The organism is Sphingomonas sp. Xoc002, from assembly GCF_050408055.1.
GTDB classification, from domain to species: Bacteria; Pseudomonadota; Alphaproteobacteria; order Sphingomonadales; family Sphingomonadaceae; genus Sphingomonas; species Sphingomonas yabuuchiae.
Map to the genome: position 1 here is coordinate 3,770,831 of NZ_CP191175.1, position 21,024 is coordinate 3,791,854.

21 protein-coding genes and 1 tRNA gene are annotated in these 21,024 nt (G+C 67.8%); 8 read left to right on the forward strand and 14 right to left on the reverse strand.

All coding sequences use genetic code 11. The features are described 5' to 3' along the window. Positions 1-18: 18 nt before the first annotated feature. Both metW and metX read right to left on the reverse strand, forming a co-directional pair. Entirely contained in the window at positions 19-612 is a 594-nt protein-coding gene (gene metW, locus ACQR50_RS17330; RefSeq protein WP_428969256.1) for a methionine biosynthesis protein MetW, read from the reverse strand. After that, complete coding sequence (metX, locus tag ACQR50_RS17335; protein WP_428969257.1) at positions 609-1,769, reverse strand: homoserine O-acetyltransferase MetX; 1,161 nt, start codon at positions 1,767-1,769, stop codon at positions 609-611. Before metX ends, metW begins: the two co-directional genes overlap by 4 nt. A gap of 64 nt (positions 1,770-1,833) precedes the next feature. Between metX and hisC the strand changes: the two genes are divergently transcribed. Further along, entirely contained in the window at positions 1,834-2,952 is a 1,119-nt protein-coding gene (gene hisC, locus ACQR50_RS17340; RefSeq protein ID WP_428969258.1) for a histidinol-phosphate transaminase, read from the forward strand. Then, positions 2,952-3,863, forward strand: coding sequence for a prephenate/arogenate dehydrogenase family protein (locus tag ACQR50_RS17345; protein ID WP_428969259.1), 912 nt, complete (start codon positions 2,952-2,954; stop codon positions 3,861-3,863). The genes hisC and ACQR50_RS17345 overlap by 1 nt, the downstream gene beginning before the upstream one ends. Positions 3,864-3,967: 104 nt before the next feature. Here the strand turns inward: ACQR50_RS17345 and ACQR50_RS17350 are convergent, their stop codons facing one another. Genes ACQR50_RS17350 through ftsE form a run of 4 tightly spaced genes read right to left on the reverse strand, consistent with a single transcriptional unit; the run spans position 3,968 to position 6,850 of the window. Beyond that, a complete protein-coding gene (locus ACQR50_RS17350; protein WP_156361203.1) occupies positions 3,968-4,663 on the reverse strand; it encodes a lysophospholipid acyltransferase family protein in 696 nt (231 codons plus the stop codon). Then, positions 4,660-5,196, reverse strand: coding sequence for a YdcF family protein (locus ACQR50_RS17355; RefSeq protein WP_428970735.1), 537 nt, complete (start codon positions 5,194-5,196; stop codon positions 4,660-4,662). The genes ACQR50_RS17350 and ACQR50_RS17355 overlap by 4 nt, the downstream gene beginning before the upstream one ends. Continuing rightward, the gene (locus tag ACQR50_RS17360) at positions 5,193-6,092 is read right to left on the reverse strand and encodes a cell division protein FtsX (RefSeq protein ID WP_428969260.1); all 900 of its coding nucleotides are present in this window, start codon (positions 6,090-6,092) and stop codon (positions 5,193-5,195) included. The genes ACQR50_RS17355 and ACQR50_RS17360 overlap by 4 nt, the downstream gene beginning before the upstream one ends. Further along, positions 6,089-6,850, reverse strand: a complete 762-nt coding sequence (ftsE, locus tag ACQR50_RS17365; RefSeq protein ID WP_428969261.1) for a cell division ATP-binding protein FtsE — start codon at positions 6,848-6,850, stop codon at positions 6,089-6,091. Before ftsE ends, ACQR50_RS17360 begins: the two co-directional genes overlap by 4 nt. A 164-nt stretch (positions 6,851-7,014) precedes the next feature. Here ftsE and ACQR50_RS17370 point away from each other — a divergent pair, with 164 nt between their 5' ends. Continuing rightward, complete coding sequence (locus tag ACQR50_RS17370) at positions 7,015-7,770, forward strand: zinc-ribbon domain-containing protein (RefSeq protein WP_428969262.1); 756 nt, start codon at positions 7,015-7,017, stop codon at positions 7,768-7,770. Positions 7,771-7,786: 16 nt separating this feature from the next. Here ACQR50_RS17370 and ACQR50_RS17375 read toward each other — a convergent pair whose 3' ends face one another. Further along, positions 7,787-9,142, reverse strand: coding sequence for an MATE family efflux transporter (locus ACQR50_RS17375; protein ID WP_428969263.1), 1,356 nt, complete (start codon positions 9,140-9,142; stop codon positions 7,787-7,789). A gap of 147 nt (positions 9,143-9,289) precedes the next feature. On the opposite strand from ACQR50_RS17375, the gene ACQR50_RS17380 reads away from it, so the two are divergent. Next, positions 9,290-9,376, forward strand: a tRNA-Leu gene (locus ACQR50_RS17380). A gap of 74 nt (positions 9,377-9,450) precedes the next feature. Here the strand turns inward: ACQR50_RS17380 and ACQR50_RS17385 are convergent. Continuing rightward, a complete protein-coding gene (locus ACQR50_RS17385; protein WP_428969264.1) occupies positions 9,451-10,041 on the reverse strand; it encodes a PilZ domain-containing protein in 591 nt (196 codons plus the stop codon). Positions 10,042-10,243: 202 nt separating this feature from the next. Between ACQR50_RS17385 and ACQR50_RS17390 the strand changes: the two genes are divergently transcribed. Further along, on the forward strand, positions 10,244-12,451 hold the full coding sequence (locus ACQR50_RS17390; RefSeq protein ID WP_428969265.1) for a transglycosylase domain-containing protein: 2,208 nt from the start codon (positions 10,244-10,246) through the stop codon (positions 12,449-12,451). Here ACQR50_RS17390 and ACQR50_RS17395 read toward each other — a convergent pair. The 3 genes from ACQR50_RS17395 to ACQR50_RS17405 are packed head-to-tail and all read right to left on the reverse strand — an operon-like array spanning position 12,427 to position 14,124. Further along, positions 12,427-13,095 carry a M48 family metallopeptidase gene (locus tag ACQR50_RS17395; protein WP_428969266.1) on the reverse strand — a complete coding sequence of 223 codons (669 nt, stop codon included), beginning with the start codon at positions 13,093-13,095 and terminating at the stop codon, positions 12,427-12,429. The genes ACQR50_RS17390 and ACQR50_RS17395 overlap by 25 nt on opposite strands. After that, the gene (locus ACQR50_RS17400) at positions 13,092-13,520 is read right to left on the reverse strand and encodes a YcgN family cysteine cluster protein (protein ID WP_056436278.1); all 429 of its coding nucleotides are present in this window, start codon (positions 13,518-13,520) and stop codon (positions 13,092-13,094) included. The genes ACQR50_RS17395 and ACQR50_RS17400 overlap by 4 nt, the downstream gene beginning before the upstream one ends. Positions 13,521-13,533: 13 nt before the next feature. Next, entirely contained in the window at positions 13,534-14,124 is a 591-nt protein-coding gene (locus ACQR50_RS17405; RefSeq protein WP_428969267.1) for an SCO family protein, read from the reverse strand. Positions 14,125-14,193: 69 nt separating this feature from the next. Here ACQR50_RS17405 and ACQR50_RS17410 point away from each other — a divergent pair, with 69 nt between their 5' ends. Continuing rightward, on the forward strand, positions 14,194-14,793 hold the full coding sequence (locus tag ACQR50_RS17410; RefSeq protein ID WP_428969268.1) for an ankyrin repeat domain-containing protein: 600 nt from the start codon (positions 14,194-14,196) through the stop codon (positions 14,791-14,793). Positions 14,794-15,043: 250 nt separating this feature from the next. Here the strand turns inward: ACQR50_RS17410 and ACQR50_RS17415 are convergent, their stop codons facing one another. Continuing rightward, a complete protein-coding gene (locus ACQR50_RS17415; protein WP_056436469.1) occupies positions 15,044-15,448 on the reverse strand; it encodes a DUF1489 family protein in 405 nt (134 codons plus the stop codon). A 173-nt stretch (positions 15,449-15,621) separates the two neighbouring features. Between ACQR50_RS17415 and ACQR50_RS17420 the strand changes: the two genes are divergently transcribed. Then, positions 15,622-17,781, forward strand: coding sequence for a TonB-dependent siderophore receptor (locus tag ACQR50_RS17420; RefSeq protein ID WP_428969269.1), 2,160 nt, complete (start codon positions 15,622-15,624; stop codon positions 17,779-17,781). Positions 17,782-17,999: 218 nt separating this feature from the next. Here the strand turns inward: ACQR50_RS17420 and rplT are convergent, their stop codons facing one another. Together rplT and rpmI are read right to left on the reverse strand one after the other, a co-directional pair. Beyond that, positions 18,000-18,365 (reverse strand): 50S ribosomal protein L20, encoded by a 366-nt coding sequence (gene rplT, locus ACQR50_RS17425; RefSeq protein WP_042488147.1) that lies wholly within the window; start codon positions 18,363-18,365, stop codon positions 18,000-18,002. A gap of 21 nt (positions 18,366-18,386) precedes the next feature. Beyond that, positions 18,387-18,590, reverse strand: coding sequence for a 50S ribosomal protein L35 (gene rpmI, locus ACQR50_RS17430; RefSeq protein ID WP_007406658.1), 204 nt, complete (start codon positions 18,588-18,590; stop codon positions 18,387-18,389). 178 nt (positions 18,591-18,768) lie between these two features. Here rpmI and ACQR50_RS17435 point away from each other — a divergent pair, with 178 nt between their 5' ends. After that, positions 18,769-20,886 (forward strand): AsmA family protein, encoded by a 2,118-nt coding sequence (locus tag ACQR50_RS17435; protein ID WP_428969270.1) that lies wholly within the window; start codon positions 18,769-18,771, stop codon positions 20,884-20,886. The last annotated feature ends 138 nt before the right edge of the window (positions 20,887-21,024 follow it).

The window sequence follows — 21,024 nt, forward strand, 5'->3', positions numbered from 1 at the left end:
TCCGCTATTGTTGTCATTTCACCGACGCAACAAAAACACCGCATGTTCGGCCCGGAAATTGGCCGCCGCCGCGCTGGTCGGGCGACCGCGCGACAGGAACCAGCTGCCCTCGACGGTGATCCGCCGCTGACGGACAAAGGCGCGGAAATCGTCGATCGTCACATGGTGGATATTGGGCGTGTCATACCATTGTTCGGGCAACAGCGGCGTGACCGGCATCCGTCCGCCCCACAGCAGCGACATCCGCACCCGCCAATGCGCGAAATTCGGGAAGGAGACGAAGGCGCGCTGGCCGATCCGCAGCAGATGGTCGAGCACCTGGTCGGGGGCGCGGGCGGTCTGCAGCGTCTGGCTGAGGATCGCATAGTCGAACCCCTTGTCGGGATAGCCCGCCAGGTCGACATCGGCATCGCCCTGCACCACCGCCAGTCCGCGCGCCACCGCCGAGGCGACATTGGCCGGATCGATCTCCAGCCCACGCGCGTCCACCCCCGCTTCGTCGCGCAACGCCGCCATCAGCTGTCCGTCGCCGCAACCGATATCCAGCAAGCGGGCGCCGCGCGCGACGTGGCGCGCGATGATCGCCAGATCGGGACGCAGCACCTCGCTCATGGCTCGGCCCGCAGGAAGCCGTCGATCACCCGGTTCATCTCGGGCGCCTCGAGCAGGAAGGCGTCGTGGCCGTACGGGCTGGACAGCTCGACGAAGCTGGCCGCCGCACCGGCCGCGTTCAGCGCCTGGACCACGCTGCGCGACTCGGAGGTGGGATAGAGCCAGTCGGTGTCGAAGCTGACGATGCAGAAGCGCGTGGCCGTGCCCCGGAAGGCATTGGCGAGCAGACCGCCATGCTCTTCCGCCAGATCGAAATAGTCGAGCGCGCGGGTGATGTAGAGATAGGAGTTGGCGTCGAACCGGTCGACGAAGCTCAGCCCCTGATGCCGCAAATAGCTCTCGACCTGGAAATCCGCGTCGAAGCCGAAGCTCTTCGCGCCGTCCGGCCGGTCGGGTCGCGCCTGGAGTCGCCGCCCGAACTTCTCGGTCAGCCCCGCCTCAGAGAGATAGGTGATGTGCGCCGCCATCCGCGCGACGGCCAGGCCCGCGGCGGGGGGATCGTTCGACTCATAATAGGCGCCGCTGCGCCATTTCGGGTCGGCCATGATCGCCTGTCGCCCGACCTCGTGGAACGCGATGTTCTGCGCCGAGTGCCGCGCGGTCGAAGCGACCATGACGCAGGCGCGCACGCGTTCGGGGAAGGTCGCGGCCCAGCTGATCGCCTGCATGCCCCCCATCGATCCGCCGACCACGGCCTTCAGCTGCCCCACGCCCAGATGGTCGAGCAGCATGGCCTGCGCGCGCACCATGTCGCGGATGGTGATGACCGGGAAGCGCATCGCCCAGGGCTCGGCGGTCGAGGGGTCGATGGTCGCGGGGCCGGACGATCCCATGCAACTGCCGATGACGTTCGAGCAGATAATGAAATGCCGCGCCGGGTCGATCGGCTTGCCTTCCCCCACCAGCCGTGTCCACCAGCCGGGCTTGCCGGTGCGCGGATGGGGCGAGGCGACATGCTGGTCGCCGGTCAGCGCGTGGCAGATCAGGATGGCGTTGGAGCCATCGGCGTTCAGCGTGCCATAGGTCTCATACCCGATCTCGACCGGGGATAGCAGCCCGCCACCGTCGAGCCGGAGCGGCCCGGGCAGCACGACATGCCGCGACAGACCGAAACGCTGGTCGTCGCCAAGGGATTGTGCGGAAACGGAAGCGGCCATGGAGCGATATCCGCTAGGCCGCGATGCTTGGCAACGCAAGGCCATGGCCGCTATGGCGGGTACCATGACCGATCTCAAAGCCCCCGAACCGATCTCCTGGGTCCAGGCCATCGCGCCTTATGTTCCCGGCCGCGCGACGACCGCTGACGGGCGCAAGGTCATCAAGCTTTCGGCCAATGAGAATCCGCTGGGTACCAGCGAAAAGTCGCGCGCCGCCTTCGCCGCCGCCGCCGCCCAATTGGAACGTTACCCCGATCCGGGCGCGACCGCGCTGCGCGAAGCCATCGGCGCGGTGCATGGGCTGGACCCGGCACGGATCATCTACGGCACCGGCTCGGACGAAATCCTCCACCTCGCGGCGGGTGCATTCGCCGGGCCGGGGGACGAGATCATCCATGTCCGCTACGGCTTTGCGGTCTATGAGATCGCGACGCGGCGCGTCGGCGCGGAGCCGGTGGTGGTCGCCGACCATGACTATGCCACCGATGTCGACGCGATTCTGGGTGCCGTGACGGACAAGACCAAGGTCGTCTTCGTCGCCAACCCCAACAACCCGACCGGCACCTATGCGGGCGCGGGCGAGATCGCGCGGCTGCACGCCGGCTTGCCGCCCCATGTCCTGCTGGTCCTCGACCAGGCCTATGCCGAATATCTGGAGCCTGGCGAGGATGATGGCGGGCTGGCGCTGGCCGAGCGGGCGGGCAACGTGCTGGTCTCGCGCACCTTCTCCAAGATCCATGGCCTCGCCGCCGAGCGGATCGGCTGGGGCTATGCCGCAGCGCCGATCATCGACGCGCTGCACCGCATCCGCGCGCCGTTCAACGTGACTATCGCCGGGCAGAATGCCGCGGTCGAGGCGATCCGCGACCGCAACTTCGTCGAGGCGTCGCGCGTGCACAATGCGAAATGGCTCGGCTGGTTCGAGGAGCAGATCGCGAGCCTCGGCAATGCGGGCCTGCGCTGCGTACCGTCCAAGGCGAACTTCTCGCTGGTGCTGTTCGAGGGCGCACTGACCGCCGAGCGCGCCTATCACGGACTTATGGATGCGGGTTACATCGTCCGCTGGCTGCCCAGCCAGGGACTGGGTCATGGCCTGCGCATCACCATCGGCACCGAGGATGAGGTGAAGGGCGTCGTCGCCGCCCTTCGCCAGATGGTCGAGTCGGAGGCGAAGGGGGCCTGATGCTGCCCTTCGCGCGGATCACCATCATCGGGCTTGGCCTGATCGGCTCCTCGGTCGCGCGGGCGACGCGGAAAGCGATGCCGACCGCGCGGATCACCGCCTATGACGCCGACCCGGCGGTGCGCGAGACGGTGCGCGCGCTCGATCTGGCCGATGACGTGGCGGACACGGCGGGGGCGAGCGTGATCAACGCCGATCTCGTCATCCTCTGCGTGCCGGTCGGCGCGATGGGCGCGGTCGCGGCCGAGTTCGCCGACGACCTGCCCGCCGAAGCGATCGTCTCCGACGTCGGCAGCTGCAAGGGTTCGGTGCTGGCCGCCCTCACCGAAGCCCTGCCCGGCGCGACGATCATCCCGGCGCACCCGGTCGCGGGCACCGAGCGCAGCGGGCCGGAGGCGGGCTTCGCCACGTTGTTCCAGAAGCGCTGGTGCATCGTCACCCCGCCCGAGGGTGCCGACGAACTGGCGGTCGAGCGGGTCGCCGAATTCTGGCGGCGGCTGGGCGCCGATGTCGAGACGATGGCCCCCGATCATCACGACCGGGTGCTGGCCGTCACCAGCCATTTGCCGCACCTGATCGCCTATACCATCGTCGGCACCGCCAGCGATCTGGAGGAAGTGACCCAGTCCGAGGTCATCAAATATTCGGCGGGCGGCTTTCGCGACTTCACCCGCATCGCCGCATCCGATCCGACCATGTGGCGCGACGTGTTCCTGACCAATCGCGAGGCGGTGCTGGAGATGCTCCAGCGCTTTTCCGAGGATTTGAGCCAGCTGCAACGCGCAATCCGCTGGGGCAAGGGCGACGAGCTGTTCGACCTGTTCAGCCGCACCCGCGCCATCCGCCGCTCGATCATCGACCAGGGCCAGGACGATGCGCGCGAGGATTTCGGACGGAATCACGAAGAGTAAGTTATTCCTCCCCTGTAAGGGGAGGGGGACCAGCGAAGCTGGTGGAGGGGTGTCCCCACTGGCCGTGACACCCCTCCGTCAGTCCTGCGGACTGCCACCTCCCCTTACAGGGGAGGAAATTTCTCAAGGGCATTCATCGCCGCATGGACCCTGGCCTCCGCTTCCTCGCGCGGCAGGCCGGGCGGGATCACCTCGCCGAAGCGCAGCGTCACCACCCCCGGCCGCTTCAGGCCCTTGCGCGGCCACACGATCCCCGAATCGGTCGCCACCGGCACCACCGGCAGGCCCAGCATCCGGTAGAGCCCGGCAAACCCTGGCTTCAGCGGCGGCGTCTCGCCGGGCTTTACCCGCGTGCCTTCGGGGAAGATCATGATCGCCCGCCCCTGGTCGACTGCCACCTTGGCATCGCGCATCATGCCGCGCATCGCCTTGGCCGAGGCCGAGCGGTCGACCACGATCGCGCCGTACTTGCGGACCGTCCATCCCCAGACCGGGATATTGGCCAGCTCACGCTTCAACACCATGGCCGGGCCGTTCAACAGGCGTTGCAGTTCCATCGTCTCGAACATCGCCTGATGCTTGGCGGGGTAGAGCGCCGGGGTGGTCGGCCGCGTGCCCTCCACCTTGACGCGGATACCCAGGATCCAGCGGGTGCAGAGCCGGTGAAATGTCGTCCAGCCGGTCGCCCAATGGACCACCGCATGACGCCCCCCTACCGCCACCAGCGGCGACAGCAGCGCCATCATCGCCGATATCGGATAGAAGATCGCGACAAACACGATGTTGCGAAGAAGAATCACGCGCCAATCCCCGTCCAAAGCGCGACCCTGCGCAGGATCAGCTTGTTATATTCATTGACCAAGGTGCCGATGCGCGGTTCGGACGGCACGCCGTCGCCCAGCACCAGCACCTGTTTGCCGAGCGCGGCGGTCAGCTCCATCCTCGCGCGCGGCAGATGCCAGTCGGAGGTGACGAGCCGTACCGTGCGATAGCCATGCTGACGCACCCAGTTCGCCGTCTCCTCGGCATTGGAGCGGGTGTCGACCGCCTCGCCGCCCAGATCGATGCAGCAGGAAAACAGCGACGGCGAGGTACGATAGGTGCGTGCCAGATCGATCGGCCGCACGCCGGGTGCGACGCCGGTGACCAGCATCCGCTTGGCCTGGTGCGCCTTCAGAAGGGCAATGCCCCGATCGATCCGCCCCGGCCCGCCGGTCGGCACCACGATGGCATCGGTGGTGTTGTGCTCCAGCGGATGCGGCAGGGTCAGCATGAAGGCCGCGAACCCCAGGCACCAGACGAGCGCCGCCAGACCGATCAGCCGCAGCATCAGAGCATCCGCCGCATCTGGCGCAGCACCGCCAATCGTGCCGCGCCCACCGCCAGCACGACGAAAGCGAAGGGCAAGGCGATCAGCATCGCCATATCCCCCAGCCCCAGCCGCATGCCGCCGAGCAGTTCCGAATCGAGCGCCCCCACCTGTCCCGCGACCAGCAGGATCGCAGCCCCGGCCAGGATTCCGCCCGCCACCGCCCCGATCCCGGCGTCGAGCGCGATCCGCCGCTGGAACAGCCGTGCGACCTGCCGGTCGGTGGCGCCGAGCATATGAATGACCTCGATCGTGCCGCGATGCGCCTCCAGCCCGGCGCGCGCCGCCAGCATGACGACCGCCATGGTCGCGACCAGCATCAGCAGGATGATCGCCCCCGCCAGCCACGCCGCAGTGTCGAGCAGCCGCCCGACCGGCCCCAGCCAGGTGGCATGGGCATCGACCCGCGCCGCCGGGCTCGCCCGCATCACCGCCTTGCGGACGCGGGCGATGGCTGCGCTGTCGTCGCTGGTCAGGTCGACATCGATCAGCGCCGGGACCGGCAGCCCCGCCGCCTCCGCATCGGTGCCCAGCCAGGGTTGCAGCATCCGCGCGAGATCGGCCTGCGCCACCGGCGTCGCCAGCGCGACGTCCGGCTGGGCGCGCAGCACCCCCAGCACCTGCGCGGCGGCGGCGTCACGACGCTGCGCCTCGCCCTCGACGATCTGGACGGTCAGCCGCCCCGCCATCTGCCGGTCGAGCGCGCCCGCCGCGCGTGCGGTCGCCAGCCCCGCCGCCCCGGCCAGCAGGGTCAGGAACAGCATGATCGCGATCACCCAGCTCATGACATGCGCGCCGCCGCCATCGTCCAGCGCGCGCGCCTCGGCCCCCGTCGCGCGGGTCTTTCCTCCGCGCGTCACAACCCGCTCCGCACGATGGTGGAGGGCTTGGCGTCGGGACGTGCCGGTATCGGCGGTGCTGGGGCAGGCGAGGCGACAGGCGGATGCGGATCGGGATCGACCAGCCGCCCGCGCTCCAGATGCAGATGATGCGCCCCCGGCATCCGCTCGATCAGATGCCAGTCATGCGTCGCCATGACGACGGTGGTGCCCAGCCGGTGGAGCGAATGAAACAGATGCAACAGCCGCTCGGCCATGGCGGGATCGACATTGCCCGTCGGCTCGTCGGCGACCAGCAGTTCGGGCCGTGCGATCACCGCGCGCGCGATCGCCACCCGCTGCTGCTCACCGCCCGACAAGGTGGCGGGGCGCGCGGCCGCGCGTTCGGACAGGCCGATCCAGTTCAGCATCTCGCGCACCGCCCGCGCGACCTCCGATTCGGCCATGCCCGCGACGCGTAAGGGAAGCGCGATATTGTCCGCCGCCGACAGATGCGGGATCAGCCGGAAATCCTGGAACACCACCCCGATCCGCCGCCGGAATCCGGGCAGGCGGTCGCGCGGCAGGATCACCGCATCCTCGCCGAACAGCCGGATGATGCCCCGGCTGGGCCGCTGCGACAGATAGAGCAGGCGCAGCAGCGAGGTCTTGCCCGCCCCGCTGGCCCCGGTCAGGAAATGGAATTGACCCGAACGCAGCGTGAAGCTGACGTCGCACAGGGTCTCTTCCCCGACGCCGTAGCGCAGGCCGACATTCTCGAACTGGACGATGTTCGCCATGCCTTCATGGCCTTGGCATGGGCGGGCGCGCGCTTCAAGTTCCGCGCTTCAATGCTTGCCACGCCTAGGGGCGGCGTGCTTACTGGATTATCGAAGGGGGCCTGACTGATGAGGGATGGCCCTGACCGTCCGTCGATCCGTCCTGTCCTGAAGTGCCCCATCGCATGATCCTCGAATGCCCTGAGTGCCGCACCCGCTATCTGGTGCCCGACAGTGCGATCGGGCTGGAGGGGCGAACCGTGCGCTGCGCCAATTGCCGGCACAGCTGGTTCCAGTCGCCGCCCGAGCCGGAGGCCGAGGCAGAGCGGCCGCTACCCCCGATCGTGCCCCCGGCCACGACGCCCGTCGAGGACGTTGAGCCGCGCGAGACCTTTGCCGAGCCGCCGCCTCCCCCGCCGCCGGTCATGGCACCCCCGCCCGCGCCGCCGATCCTGACCCAGGAGGATTCGGGCTTCGACGCCTTTGCCCATCGCCCGCCCTTCCGCGCGCGGCGTAACCCGGTGCGGCGCTGGACCATCGGTGCGGTGCTGGCCGGGTTGCTGATGCTGGTCGCGACGGCCGCGATCCTGTGGACCGGGATGCCGGGCATCGGCGGCTGGTTCGGCGTCGGCAGCACCGAATCGGCACTGGAGCTGCGGTCCAACCCGATCGAGCGGCGCGAGCTGGAGAATGGTTCGGAACTCTTTGCCATTTCGGGACAGATCATCAACCCGTCCTCGACCGCGCAGCGCGTGCCCGACCTGCGCGCGGAGCTGAAGGATGCGCAGGGCCGCGTCGTCTTCTCCTGGGCGATCGCCCCGCAGCAGCGGACCCTGGGGCCGGGCGCGTCGATGGACTTCAATTCGGCCAAGCTCGATGTGCCGCCGAGTTCCAAGCGGCTGGACCTGAGCTTTGCGGGTGAGGGCAGCGGGGCGAATTGAGGCGTCGAAGCCTGAGCTATCCCCGCAACCGCCGCGCAATGACCCCAAACCGCGTCCCGTGCAGGGCCGCCGCCACCAGCATCCCTATCCCCGACGCCCAGGCGAGCGCGGGCGCGCCCCAGCCGCTCGTGACCAGCCACCAGCCCACGCCGCCGGTGACGATGAAATAGGCGATGATGCTGTTGATCCCCGCCGCCACCTGACCGCCCAGCGAGCGCAGCGCATAGACCAGCACGACCTGCACCCCGTCGAACAGGATGAAGGGCGCCCAGATCATCAGCATCGCCACCGCCGCCGCATGCGCCTCGGGCAGGGCGGGGAAGGCGCCGACGACGGCGGCGGGCATCGTCCACAAGATCAGGCTGCACGCGCCCATGGCCAGCGCGGCGATCCCGACCGCCAGCAGGGTGCGCGACACCGCCGCCGGGGCCGCGCCCTCGCCCACCGCATTGCCCGCGCGCACCCCGGCCGCCGATCCCAGACCGATCGCCAGCGCGAAGGTGACGTTGTGAACCGAGAAGACCACCTGGAAACCATGCGCGGTAGCATCGCCCAGCCGGGTCGACAGCGCGATCAGGATCGCGAACCCGGCCAGTTCCAGGCCCGAGGCGATGGCGGGCACCATCCCGAATCGCGCCAGCCCGGCCGCGCCCGCCAGCGTCGGCGCCCAGGCGGCCCGGTCCAGCCGCCGCACGCCGCGCTGCCCGCCGCGCGGCAGCCGCATCGCGCTGGCCACCATCGCCACCGCCCCCAGGGCCGAGGCGATGACCGTCGCCAGTGCCGCCCCGACCGCCCCCAGCGCGGGCAAGCCCATCTCGCCCCCCGCCAGCGCCCAGGCGAGCGCGGCGTTGATCGGCAGGATCGACAGATTGACCATCGTCACCCGGCGCGGACGGCTGATCCCCTCCAGAAAGAAGCTGGCCGCGATCATCACCATCTGGAACGGATAGCCCAGCGCCATGACGGCCACGACGCGCGCGCCCGACTCGATCAGCGCGGGTGCGACCCCGATCCCTGCCAGCAGCCGCGCCCCGCCCAGCCCCAGGATCAGCATCGCCGCCACGCCCAGGATCAGCCCCAGCACTAGGCCGTCGCGCAGCGCCTGGCCCGTTTCGGGCAGGTCGCCCGCTCCGTCGGCCCGCGATGCGCGGACCAGCACCCCCGACAGCCAGGCCAGCCCGGTGACGATCGCGACATAGGTCAGCGACCGGCTGGCCGAGAGCGCGGCGACCTCATGCTCGCCCACCCGGCCGACCACGATCACATCGGTGACGTGCAGGATAGTCCAGTTGAGGCTGGTCAGCATCACCGGCCAGGCAAGGCCCAGAAGACGGCGCGCCTCGGCTCGATCGGGACGAAGGGAAAGGCTCATGTCCCGTTCCTAAAGCCCAAAGCCACAGAAGGAACCCGCCCGCCCGACAAATCGATATTCCCGACGAAAGGCATTGCGCTGTCCGTATCGCTTTGCTAGGGGCACCGGCCTACCAGCCCTCCGGCTTGCCGGTGGTGACTATCGAGTGCGGTCGTGGCGGAATTGGTAGACGCGCAACGTTGAGGTCGTTGTGGCCGAAAGGCCGTGGAAGTTCGAGTCTTCTCGACCGCACCAGATTCTTCAGGAAGCCTTCTAAAACCAGCCCCGAGCGACACCGTCGCCCGGTCTGTTTTGCCGTCTGCTTGCGTTTAGCGCAGCCCGACGATCGCCGCGAGCGAGTCCATCGACAGCGGCGAGACGAATCGGAAGCCGAAACGGCCCTCATGCACCCAACAGACGGTGCCCGAAATCACGGTGCCCAGCGGCTTCACGACGATATGCCCTGCCAGTCCCGTCTGCACCGGCCCTTCGGCCTGGAGCTTCGCGCCGCCGGCCGAAATGTCGAGCATCGCGGTCGTGAACTTGTGGGTGCCCAGCCGGACATCGGCGGTCAGTGCGACGGGGAAGCGCGGCGGACGCGGAACCGTGTCGTCCTCATTCTCGTGCGAGAAGATCTGCTCATAGGGTTGCGGCGAGTCGAACTGAATGCCCGCCTTGCGCCCGTTCACCCAACGCACGGTCCCGGACACGGGCGACAGGCCGCGTACCTCGATCGTGATCGAATCACCCACATTGGGCACATCGACGAATCGCGCCATCAGGCCGGAGGCGGAGATATTGTGGACCAGACAAACGCCCGGCACATCGCCGCAGACCTTACCGAGAAGCAGGACGGCCGAATGCCGCTTGCCCGTGCGGCGTTCCGCCGACGCGCCCTGCTGCTGTTCGACCTGTTCCATCCCTGCCCTTTCCACCGATCTCACCCCGAATTCGGCTTGCTTCTTCTCTATTAGCCGATCCCGTATAAAAGACTAACACGTTTGACCCGATATCTTTGCAGGAAGATCTTCGACATTCCGCTGGTTCAGCCCAGTGCAAGACGCGGTGCGGCATCGGCCGCTTGTGGTCATGTCCAAAGCCCTGTAATTCGCAAGCCGTCCCATGCCTCGCGCGTCGTCTTCCCGGTCCACCCGGCCCCGCTCCTCCAAGCCCCGCTCTCCCTGGCGGCGCCGGATCGTCGTAACCCTGCAGGTCCTGATCGGGCTCGCCGTCCTGGCGGTCGGTGCGCTGGTCATCGCGGTCTTCGTCGCCAAGTCGCAGCTGCCGAGCTTCGAGGAGCTGAAATCCTCGCCCAACGGCCAGATGATCCGCGTCCATGCCGCCGACGGCACGGTGATCGTCTCGCTCGGGCCGAGCTATGGCGAGTGGCTGTCCTATGACAAGATACCGATCGTCATGCGCGACGCGACCATCGCGGTCGAGGATCGCCGATTCCGCCAGCATCCGGGCGTCGACCCGATCGGCATCGCCCGTTCGGTCGAGGTCCGGCTGGAAAAGGGCCGCTGGAAACAGGGCGGCTCGACCATCACCCAGCAGATCACGCGCACCATCTTCCTGAACAACCAGAAGAAGTTCGGCCGCAAGTTCCGCGAGGCGATCCTGGCGCTGGCGATGGAGCTGAAATTCTCCAAGAACCAGATCCTCGAACTCTATCTGAACAAGGTCTATTATGGCGGCGGGGCGTACGGCATCGATGCGGCGGCCCGCAAGTTCTTCGGCCACGGCGCCGAGCGCCTGAGCCTGTCGGAAGCCGCGGTGATCGCGGGTCTGGTCAAGGCGCCGTCCAACTATTCGCCGACCGCCGATGCCGAGGCCGCCGTGGGCCGCGCGGGCGTGGTCATCCAGCAGATGGAGCGCAACGGCTTCATCACGCCCGACCAGGCCGCCAATGCCGATCCGCAGGCGCTGAAGCTGGCGCCCGAGCCGAGGCAGAATTCGGTCCGTTACTTCACCGACTGGGCGCTGCCCCAGCTCGACACGCTGATCGACGAGCAGAGTGCGCCGCTCGACGTTTGGACGACGCTCGACCTCAACATGCAGCGCGCCGCCGATGCCGCGGTTCGCCAGGATGCCCCGCCCGGAACGCAAGGAGCCCTGGTCAGCCTGGACCGCGACGGCGGCGTGCGCGCGATGGTCGGCGGGCTCGATTACGTGTCCACCAACTATAACCGTGCGACGAAGGCCGTCCGCCAGCCGGGTTCGGCCTTCAAGCTGTTCGTCTATCTCGCCGCGCTGGAGGCGGGTCACAAGCCCGAGGACAAGGTGGTCGACGAGCCCGTCACCATCGACGGCTGGTCCCCCCGCAACGATTCGCGCCGCAATTCGGGCAGCGTCTCGCTTCGCACCGCCTTTGCCTATTCGCTGAACACCGTGGCGGCGAAGCTGGGCCAGGAGGTGGGGTTCCAGACCGTCGCCGACATGGCGCGCCGCTTCGGCATCACCACGCCGGTCAACACCCACCCCTCGATGGTGCTCGGCACGTCGGAAGTGCGGGTGATCGACATGACCAGCGCCTTCGCCAGCATCGCCAACAAGGGCGTGAAGGTGACGCCCTATGGCATCACCAAGGTCGTGGCGAACGGCCAGACGATCTATACGCATGAGGTGGACCGCAGCCATGTGCTGGTCGCACCCTATGTCGCCGCCGAGATGACCGACCTGCTCCAGACCGCGGTCAACACCGGCACCGGCCGCGCCGCCCAGATCGGACGGCCGGTCGCGGGTAAGACGGGTACGACCACCAGCTCGAAGGACGGCTGGTTCCTGGGCTTCTCCAGCGGGATCACCACCGGCGTGTGGATGGGTCGCGACAATGGCAAGCCGGTCGCCGGGCTGCACGGCGGCACCGCGCCCGCCAAGGCCTTTGCCGATTATATGCGCGTCGCGGTCGCCAACCGCCCGATCGAGCAGTTCGACACCCAGGTCACGCTGCCCGAGTGGCAGCTGGAGCCGGACGAGGAGAGCTATTTCGGCCAGCCCGACAATGGCGTCTCGGCGGTCGACGCCGATGGCAATCCGCTGCCCCTGCCCAGCGCAGGCGCACCCGAGGACGGCAGCGAGGCGGTCGAGATCCCGACCCACCGCGAACCGGGCGCCCCGGTTCCGATCCAGCAACCACAGCCGGGTGCACCGGATCCGCAGCAGCCGCAGCCGCCCCAGGCTCCGGCCCAGCCGCAGCGGCTGGACCAGGCCTGGATCGACCGGGTGACGGGTCGCGGCGCGGGCGGGGCGACGCGCGATCCGCGCTCCCCCGCCAACGGCCCGCGCGGCTCAACCCGCGAGCGTCAGGACGACCGACCGAACCAGTGAAGCCCCGCGCCATGCTGTCGCAACCAGGCGATGGCGGGCGCGGGATCCTCGCCCAGCAGCTCGGCGACGAGCGCGTGGAAGGCGGGGGCGTGGTTCATATGGACACGGTGCGCGACCTCATGCGCCACCGTCGCGCGGCGAACATAGCCGGGCGCCAGGATCAGTCTCCAGCTATAGCGGATCGCGCCGGTCGAGGCGCAGCTGCCCCAGCGCGCCTTGGGATCGGCGACGCTGACCTTGGACACGGTGACGCCCGCCAGACGCGCGACCTCCGCCGTCTCGCGCGCCAGCGTCTCCAGCGCCTGTCGCTTCAGCCAGGCCTCGACCCGGCGGCCGAGTGTCTCGACCGGACCCGAGGCGAGCAGCCGGTCGCCGTCGCGCTGGATGACGCGGGCGCGGCCCTCTTCCCATTCCAGCGTCAGCACCGTGTCGCCGAACGGGATCGCCCCGCCCGGCACGAAAGGCTGCGGATGCGGCAGGCGCGCCCGCTGCGCGGCGATCCAGTCCTTCTTATCCTCCGCCCAGGCGAGCGCCTTTTTCAGCCCCGCCCGCTTGGGCACGACCAGCCGGGCGGTGCCGGTGGCGGGATCGACGCTGAGGCGGATGGTCTTGGCAGTCGGATGACGGACGACTTCGTCGATCACAATTCCCGGTCCACGATATGGTTTTCGAAATCGCCTGCGTCATCCTCGCTGATCGTCCAGCCGCGCACCGACTGTCCGGCGCGGTGCACCGCCTCGCGGTCGCCGCAGATCAGATAATGCCAGTCGGGCAGCGGCTCGTTCGCGGCGCGCAGGCGATAGGCGCAGGTGGTGGGCAGCCAGTCGATCGACCGGACATTGCCCATGGTCAGCCGCACGCACTCGGAAACATAGGCGCGGCGGTGACGATAATTGGAGCATTGGCCGCTGCGCCGGTCGAGCAGGCGGCAGGCGACGTTGGTCGGCACCAGCTCGCCCGTCTCCTCATCCTCCAGCTTGTGGATGCAGCATTTGCCGCAGCCGTCGCACAAGGCCTCCCATTGCGCGCGGTCGAGGCTTTCGATCGGCTTTTCCCAGAACCGTTCCATCAGCACCGCTCCATCAGCGGACCCATTGGTCGAGCGACTTGGCGACCGCCTCCGGCCCCTCATCGGCGGGGACCAGCGCCAGCGGCTTGTTCGACGGGTCCATCAGATAGACCTGGCGGCTGTGGTTCACCAGATAGCCGCCGCCGGGTGATTTGTCGCCCTTGGCCGCCCAGACGGCATAGGCCTTCTTCACCGCCTCGATCTGCGCGGGCGTGCCGGTCAGCCCGACGATGCGCGGGTCGAAGGCGGCGGCGAAGCGGCCGACCACGGCGGGCGTATCGCGCTCCGGATCGACGGTGATGAAGAGGGGCGCGATCTTCTTCGCCTTTGCGGGTGCGCTCTTGTCGAGCAGCTTCAGGCCCGCCACGATCGCCTGCATGTCGGTGGGGCAGACATCCGGGCAGAAGGTATAGCCGAAATACATCACGCGGTAGCGCCCGGCGAAATCGCGGTCGGTGACGGTCTTGCCGGTCGCGTCGGTCAGCTGGAACGGCCCGCCGATCTTCGCCCCCGCCAGCGGCGCCTGCGCTTCGGGCTGGGAGGGGCCGCAACCGGCCAGGGGAAGCGCCAGCAGGGTCAGAAGGGACAGGAGCAATCGGGTCATGACGCCGACAGCCTTGCTGTGATAAATCGCTCGGCGCAAGCCATGCTCCATTGCTCAGGATTTCGTTTCATGTCCCTTCGCCCCCTGCTCGCCGCCGCGCTGCTCGGCGCCCTCGCCACGCCGGCCGCGGCGCAGATGATGCAGTCGGAAAGCTACAAATTCCTTCAGGCCGTGCGCGAGGCCAAGGGCAATGACGTCACCAACATGCTGGACCGCCCCGGCGCCAGCATCATCAACACGCGCGACGTGACCAGCGGCGAGGGCGCGCTGCACATCGTCATCAAGCGCGGCGACGAGACCTATCTGCGCTTCCTGCTCCAGAAGGGCGCCGATCCGAACCTGCGCGACGGGCGCGGCAACACGCCGCTGCTGCTGGCGGTGGCGGGCGGCCAGCCCGACATGATCCGCGTCCTGACGGCAGCGAAGGCCAACCCGAATATCGGCAATGCCTCCGGAGAGACCCCGCTGATCCGCGCGGTGCAGCGGCACGACATCGGCATGGTCCGCGAATTGCTGAACGCCGGAGCCGATCCCGACACGGCGGACAGCGTCGCCGGTCTCTCCGCCCGCGAATATGCGTCGCAGGACGCCCGCAACACCGCGATCGCCAAGCTGTTCGCCGACACCCCGAAAAAGACCCGCGCGGCCGTGGCTGGCCCGAAGTTCTGATCTAGGGCCAATGAACGCCCTCTTCTTCCCTCTCCCCTGGACAGGGGAGAGGGTTAGCGTAGCTTGCCAGCCTGCTGGCTAGCGAAGCTTGGGTGAGGGGTTGAGCGAGCCGAAGGGCTCGCGCGCTCACGTCATGAGCGCGCACCCCTCACCCAGCTCCGACTAGGCCTTTGCTTTCGCAAAGACCAAGTCTGCGCAACCCTCTCCCCTCTGCGAGGGGCGAGGGAAAATCGGCAGGGGAGGAATCGGATCAGATCAGCCCCAGCTCCACCAGCTTGCCGACCAGCACCGGCGGCATGGTGTCGATCCCCGACGCCGCCCCACCCAGATCGGGGGGCGCATCCGCCGCCTCCAGATATCGCCAGCCCTGATGCGCCCGCCGGGGCAGCGCCTGCACCAGCACCAGTTCGGGATCGATATGGATCGCGCAGCGCCCGCCCTCGGCCTCGCCGAAGGACAGGATCGGCGAACGCGCGATCAGCTGGTGCTTCAGGATCCAGAAGAGCGACCCCTGCCCCGCCACTTCCTCATGCCGCTTGGGCAGATAGCGCGTGGTCAGGAACACCGGCCCTTCCTGCGCCCGCATCTTCAGTCGTTCGGCCAGATGATCGATACTGGCCGCCCCGAATGCGACCTTGGTCAGATGAAGCGCCATGTCGGGGTCCATGTGGGGGCGGCTGTCCGGCATGGCTAGGGCCGGACGATGCGATTTGCGGTTCCGCGGTACCTCATAGCAACGCCCCCAATTCGTGACGTTTTTGCTTTCGATACTGACTTGCAATAACATGCCATCATTCATAGGAGGCGGAAAAACAGGGAGTTCCCGCAATGCCGATCCTGATGACGCTGGCGGCCGGTGCCGCCGCCATCACCGCCCCGACCTCCACCCCCGTGGCGGCCGATCCCCCCCTGGCGGTCGATCCCCAGGTCTCGCGCGACGACATCGTGGTGACCGGCCAGCGTACCGAGGGGTCGGACGACTATACGATCGAGGGGCAGACGACCGCGACGCGCATCCCCCTGACCCTGCGCGAGACGCCGCAATCGGTCAGCATCGTCACCCGCCAGCAGATCACCGATTTCCAGCTGAACGACGTCAACCAGCTGCTGGCCACGGTGCCCGGCATCAACGTCCAGGCGAACGAGACCGACCGCGTCTATTATTCGGCGCGCGGTTTCGACATCCAGACCTTCCAGATCGACGGCATCGGCGTGCCCTTCGCCTTCGGCATCCAGACCGGATCGATCGACACCGCCATCTATGATCATATCGAGGTGGTGCGTGGCGCGCCGGGCCTGTTGTCGCCGACCGGCAACCCGTCCGCCGTCATCAACTTCGTCCGCAAGCGCCCGACCAAGGATTTGCAGGCGACCGCCAGCGTCCAGTACGGATCGTTCAACAGCCTGCGCCTGGACGCGGATGTCAGCACGCCGCTGACCAAGGACGGCCATGTCCGTGCGCGTGTCGTCGGCGTGTTGTCGGACGCCGACAGCTATCTGGATCGCTACAGCTTGCGCCGCTGGACCGGCTATGGCGTGGTCGAGGCGGACCTTGGCCCCGATACCGTGCTGAGCGGTGGTTACGGCCATCAGGATCACCAGAGCCATGGCGCGATGTGGGGCGCGCTGCCGCTGACCTATACCGACGGCACGCGCATCGACATGCCGCGATCGACCAATGTCGCGCCCGAATGGGCGGGCTGGAACGTGATCGACCGGCAGATCTTCGGCGACCTGACCCATCACTTCGCCGGGGACTGGGTCGCGCGGATCAGCGCGGTGCGCCGCGCGACCAGCGAGGCGGACGAGCTGTTCTACGTCTATGGCAATCCGGTGCGCGGCGCGCCCAACGGCATCGCCCCGGACCCAGCCAAGCCGGGCGATTTCCTGGGGATCAAGAGCTATCCCGGTGCCTTCCGCGCGCAGACGCGCAACCTGACCGTGGAGGCCTATGCTACCGGCCCCTTCACGCTGTTCGGGCGCGAGCATCAGCTGATGTTCGGCGTCAACCGCAGCGCGCAGGATTACAAGCAGGGGTCGGCTTACGACTATTCGCAGGTCGGCCTGACGCTGCCCTTCCCCGATCTGTTCCAGGGCACGTTCCCCAAGGTCAATTTCCCGACGACCTTCTCGACCGACTATGCCTCCAGCCAGAATACCCAGACCCGGCGCGAGACCGCCTATGGTCTGGTCCGGCTCAGCCTGGCCGATCCGTTGAAGCTGATGCTGGGCGGCAACGTCACCCATGCGCGCAGCATCGGCTTTTCGTACGGCGTCGACACCAATTACGACACTACGCGCTTCTCGCCCTTCGCGGGCGTCACCTATGACCTGAGCCCGTCGCTCAGCGCCTATGCCAGCTATACGACGATCTTCAATCCGCAGGACGCGATCGGCGAGGACGGCCGTATCCTGGCGCCGGTCAGCGGCAAGAATATCGAGGCCGGGATCAAGGGCGACTGGTTCGGCGGGCGGCTGAACGCCAGCGCGGCGATCTTCCGCGTCCACCAGAACAATACCGCCGAGAGCATCGGCTTCGTCAACGGCCGCTTCGTCTCGCGCGGGGTGAACGCCAAGTCGGAAGGTATCGAACTGGAGGTCGGCGGACGACTGGCCGAGGGCGTACAGGTCACCGGCGGCTATACGCTGATGCGGGTCGAGGATCAGAATGGCGACCCCGCCCGCCTGTTCGTGCCGCGCAACACCGGGCGTCTGAACATCGTCTATTCGCCGCCCGCGCTGCCTGAACTCAAACTGGGTGCGTCGGCCCAGTATCAGAGCGTGATCTATACCCAGACCCGCTCGGTCCGGCAGGACGGCTATGCGCTGGTCGACCTGATGGCGAAGTATGACATCACGTCGCGGATCGCGCTGTCGGCGAACCTGCGCAACCTGACCAATGCGAAGTACCTGACGGCGCTGACCTTCGACGGCGGCTATTACGGCGCACCGCGCTCGATCCTGGGGACGGTGACCGTCCGGTACTGAGACGATTGCAATCCTCCCCGGCACGGGGAGGTGGCAGGCCGACAGGCCTGACGGAGGGGGTTCGCCGCCTAGGGATGACCTATGTGGAGAGCCCCCTCCACCATACTTCGCATGGTCCCCCTCCCCGTGCCGGGGAGGAATATTTACAAAAAAAGGGCGCCGGTGGAAACCCACCGACGCCCTTTCCTGATTTCCGGCGCTAGTCCGTCAGTCGCGAATTACGCGGCCTGCGGCAGAGCAGCCTTCGCCTGAGCGACGATCGCCTTGAAGGCCTCGCCCTCGTGCATGGCGATATCGGCCAGGACCTTCCGGTCCAGTTCGACGCCCGCCAGCTTCAGGCCGTGCATGAACTGCGAATAGGTCAGGCCCTCGGCCCGGACGCCGGCGTTGATGCGCTGGATCCACAGACCACGGAAGGTCCGCTTCTTAACCTTACGGTCGCGATACGCATACTGACCGGCCTTTTCGACGGCCTGGCGAGCGATACGGATGGTGTTCTTGCGACGGCCATAATAGCCCTTCGCCTGATCCAAAATCCGCTTATGCTTCGCCTTGGTGGTCGTGCCCCGCTTGACGCGTGCCATATCTCTCTATCCTTCCAGAAATCAGTTCAGGCCGTAAGGCGCCCAGGCCTTCACGGTCTTGGTGTCGGCATCGGACAGGACCGAGGTGCCGCGGTTCTGGCGGATATACTTGCCGTTATGGCTGATCAGGCGGTGGCGCTTGCCGGCGACGCCGTGCTTGAGCTTGCCGGTCGCGGTGAGCTTGAAGCGCTTCTTGACGCCGCTCTTGGTCTTGAGCTTGGGCATTTTTTTCCTTTCGCTAGAGCTAAGGCAGAAACGGCCGCGGCAGCCCTGATGGCCGGGCCGTTCGTGACACCTCGCTCGGGAAGCGGGCCGCATAGACGAAGCGGGGGAAGAATGCAACCGATCGCCCATCGGGAACCCCAAAGGGAACCAGCGCCTCGCTTGCGCGCTTGGGATGGCCATGGATCAGGCGCCTGCGGCCGACAATCCCGCGCGTTCGACCGCTGCCCGGCCCGGGTGGCGTGTCTGGGCGATTCGCATCGCCATCGGCCTTGTCACCGTCATCGCCGCGATCTGGCTGGTGCTGTTCGTCACCAAGGGGCGGTTCCTGCGCCACCCCTTCGAATCGATCGCGGGCAAGCTGACCCACCGGACCGTCAGCGTGGGCGGCGACTTCCAGCTCTATTTCGCGCCGTGGCGGATCAAGTTCGTCGCCGAGAGGATCGCCATCTCCAACCCCGGCTGGGCGACCCGGCCAAACCTGTTCACCGCCGACCGGATCGATTCGCGCATCGCCCCGCTGTCGCTGCTGTTCGGCAGGCGGCGCTTCACCTGGCTGGAGCTGACCAATGGCGCGGTCGATCTGGAATGGACGCCAGACCACCGCACCAACACATGGACCTTCAGCGATAAGAAGGGCGGCAGGCGGCTGGAGTTTCCGCGCATCGACGTGGCCGTAGTGAACGGCACGACGATCCGTTACCGCGACCCCCGGATGCAGGTGACGGCGGACCTGGCGCTGGCCGATTTCCGGTCGCAGGACGCCCGCATCGGCCGGGCGGTCGGCGTGCGCGGCAAGGGCGTGATCCGCGAGACCCCGTTCCTGCTCAACGCACAACTGCTCTCGCCCGACGCCACCGCCAATCGCGGCAAGAACGAACTGGTCGCGCGGATGCGCGCGGCGGGGAACATCGTCGATGTCACCGGTACCCTCCCCTCCATCGCCGATGTCGAGAATGTGCCGCTTCGCACCCGCGCGCGCGGCAAGGACCTGTCCACCCTGCTCGAGGTCATCGGCGTCGTCATCCCGCGCACCCGCACCTATGACCTGCATGCGCAGCTGGTGAAGGACGGCGACGTCTATCGCTTCACCAGGATGAAAGGCAATTTCGGCGACAGCGACCTGGCGGGCAAGCTGACCGTCACGCATGGCGAGCGGCTGCACCTCGATTCGACGCTGACGACCGAGAAGCTCGACATCATCGATGCCGCGCCCTTCATCGGCTATAATCCCGATATCGTCGCGACCAAGGGTGCGGAGGCCGCCGCCGCGGCGACCGGGGTCGGGCCGCAGCGGCTGCTGCCGGACGCGGCGCTGCCAGTGGCGACGATGCAGCGCTTCGATGCCGATCTGAAATGGACGATCCGCACCGTGCGCTCGCGCCGCGTGCCGATCTCGAACGTCGACCTGACGCTGGCGCTGGATCGCGGCAAGCTGACCCTGTCGCCGCTGCGCTTCGCCATGGCGCGCGGCGATGTGGCCTCCGACCTGCTGTTCGACACGCGCCAGCGACCCAGCCTCGTCCGTTACGACATCCGCCTGTCGCCGACCCCGCTGGGGCGGTTGCTGGCGGGCTGGGGCGTGGCGGAGGCGGGAACGACCGGCACGGTCAAGGGTCGGGTCCAGCTGACCGGGCGCGGCGACACCATCCACGACTCGCTCGCCAGCGCGAATGGGCGGATGGCCTTCATCCTGCCTGCGGGCTCGCTGTGGACCAAGAATGCGCAGCTCGCCGAGCTCGACATCGGCACCTTCGTCCAGAAGATGTTCGAGAAGGAACTGAAGGAGCCGGTACGCATCAATTGCGGCCTGATCGCCTTCACCGTGCGCGGCGGCGTGGCGGCGGCGGATCCGATCCTGATCGACACGTCGAAGAACGTCATCACCGGTCGCGGCGGGTTCAGCTTCCGCAACGAAGCGCTCGACATGGCGGTGCGCGCCGATGCCAAGACCTTCAGCCTGTTCTCCGGCCAGTCGCCGGTCGGCATCACCGGCAGCTTCGCGCATCCCGGCATCGATCCGATCAGCGGCAGCCTGTTGGCGCGGGCCGGGGCCGGGCTTGGGCTGGCGGTGGTGGCCACACCGCTGGCGGGCGTGCTGGCCTTCGTCGATGTCGGCGACGCGAAGGCGGCAGCGTGCGGCCCGGTGCTGTCGGGTGCGCGAGCGAGTGCGCAGCGGACCACCAAGGGCGCTCCACGCGACGATGTCGGGCGCGGCACCACCGCCAAGGCCGAGGACGGAAAAGGCAATCCGGGCGAGGCCAAGGCCCAGCGCAAGAAATTCCTCGGCATCTTCTGATCCTCCCCGGTACGGGGAGGGGGACCGCCGCGAAGCGGTGGTGGAGGGGGCGTGCATCAAAGGGCTCGCTTCGTGGAAGCCCCCCTCCACCAGCCTGCGGCTGGTCCCCCTCCCCGTACCGGGGAGGATCGAAATCCC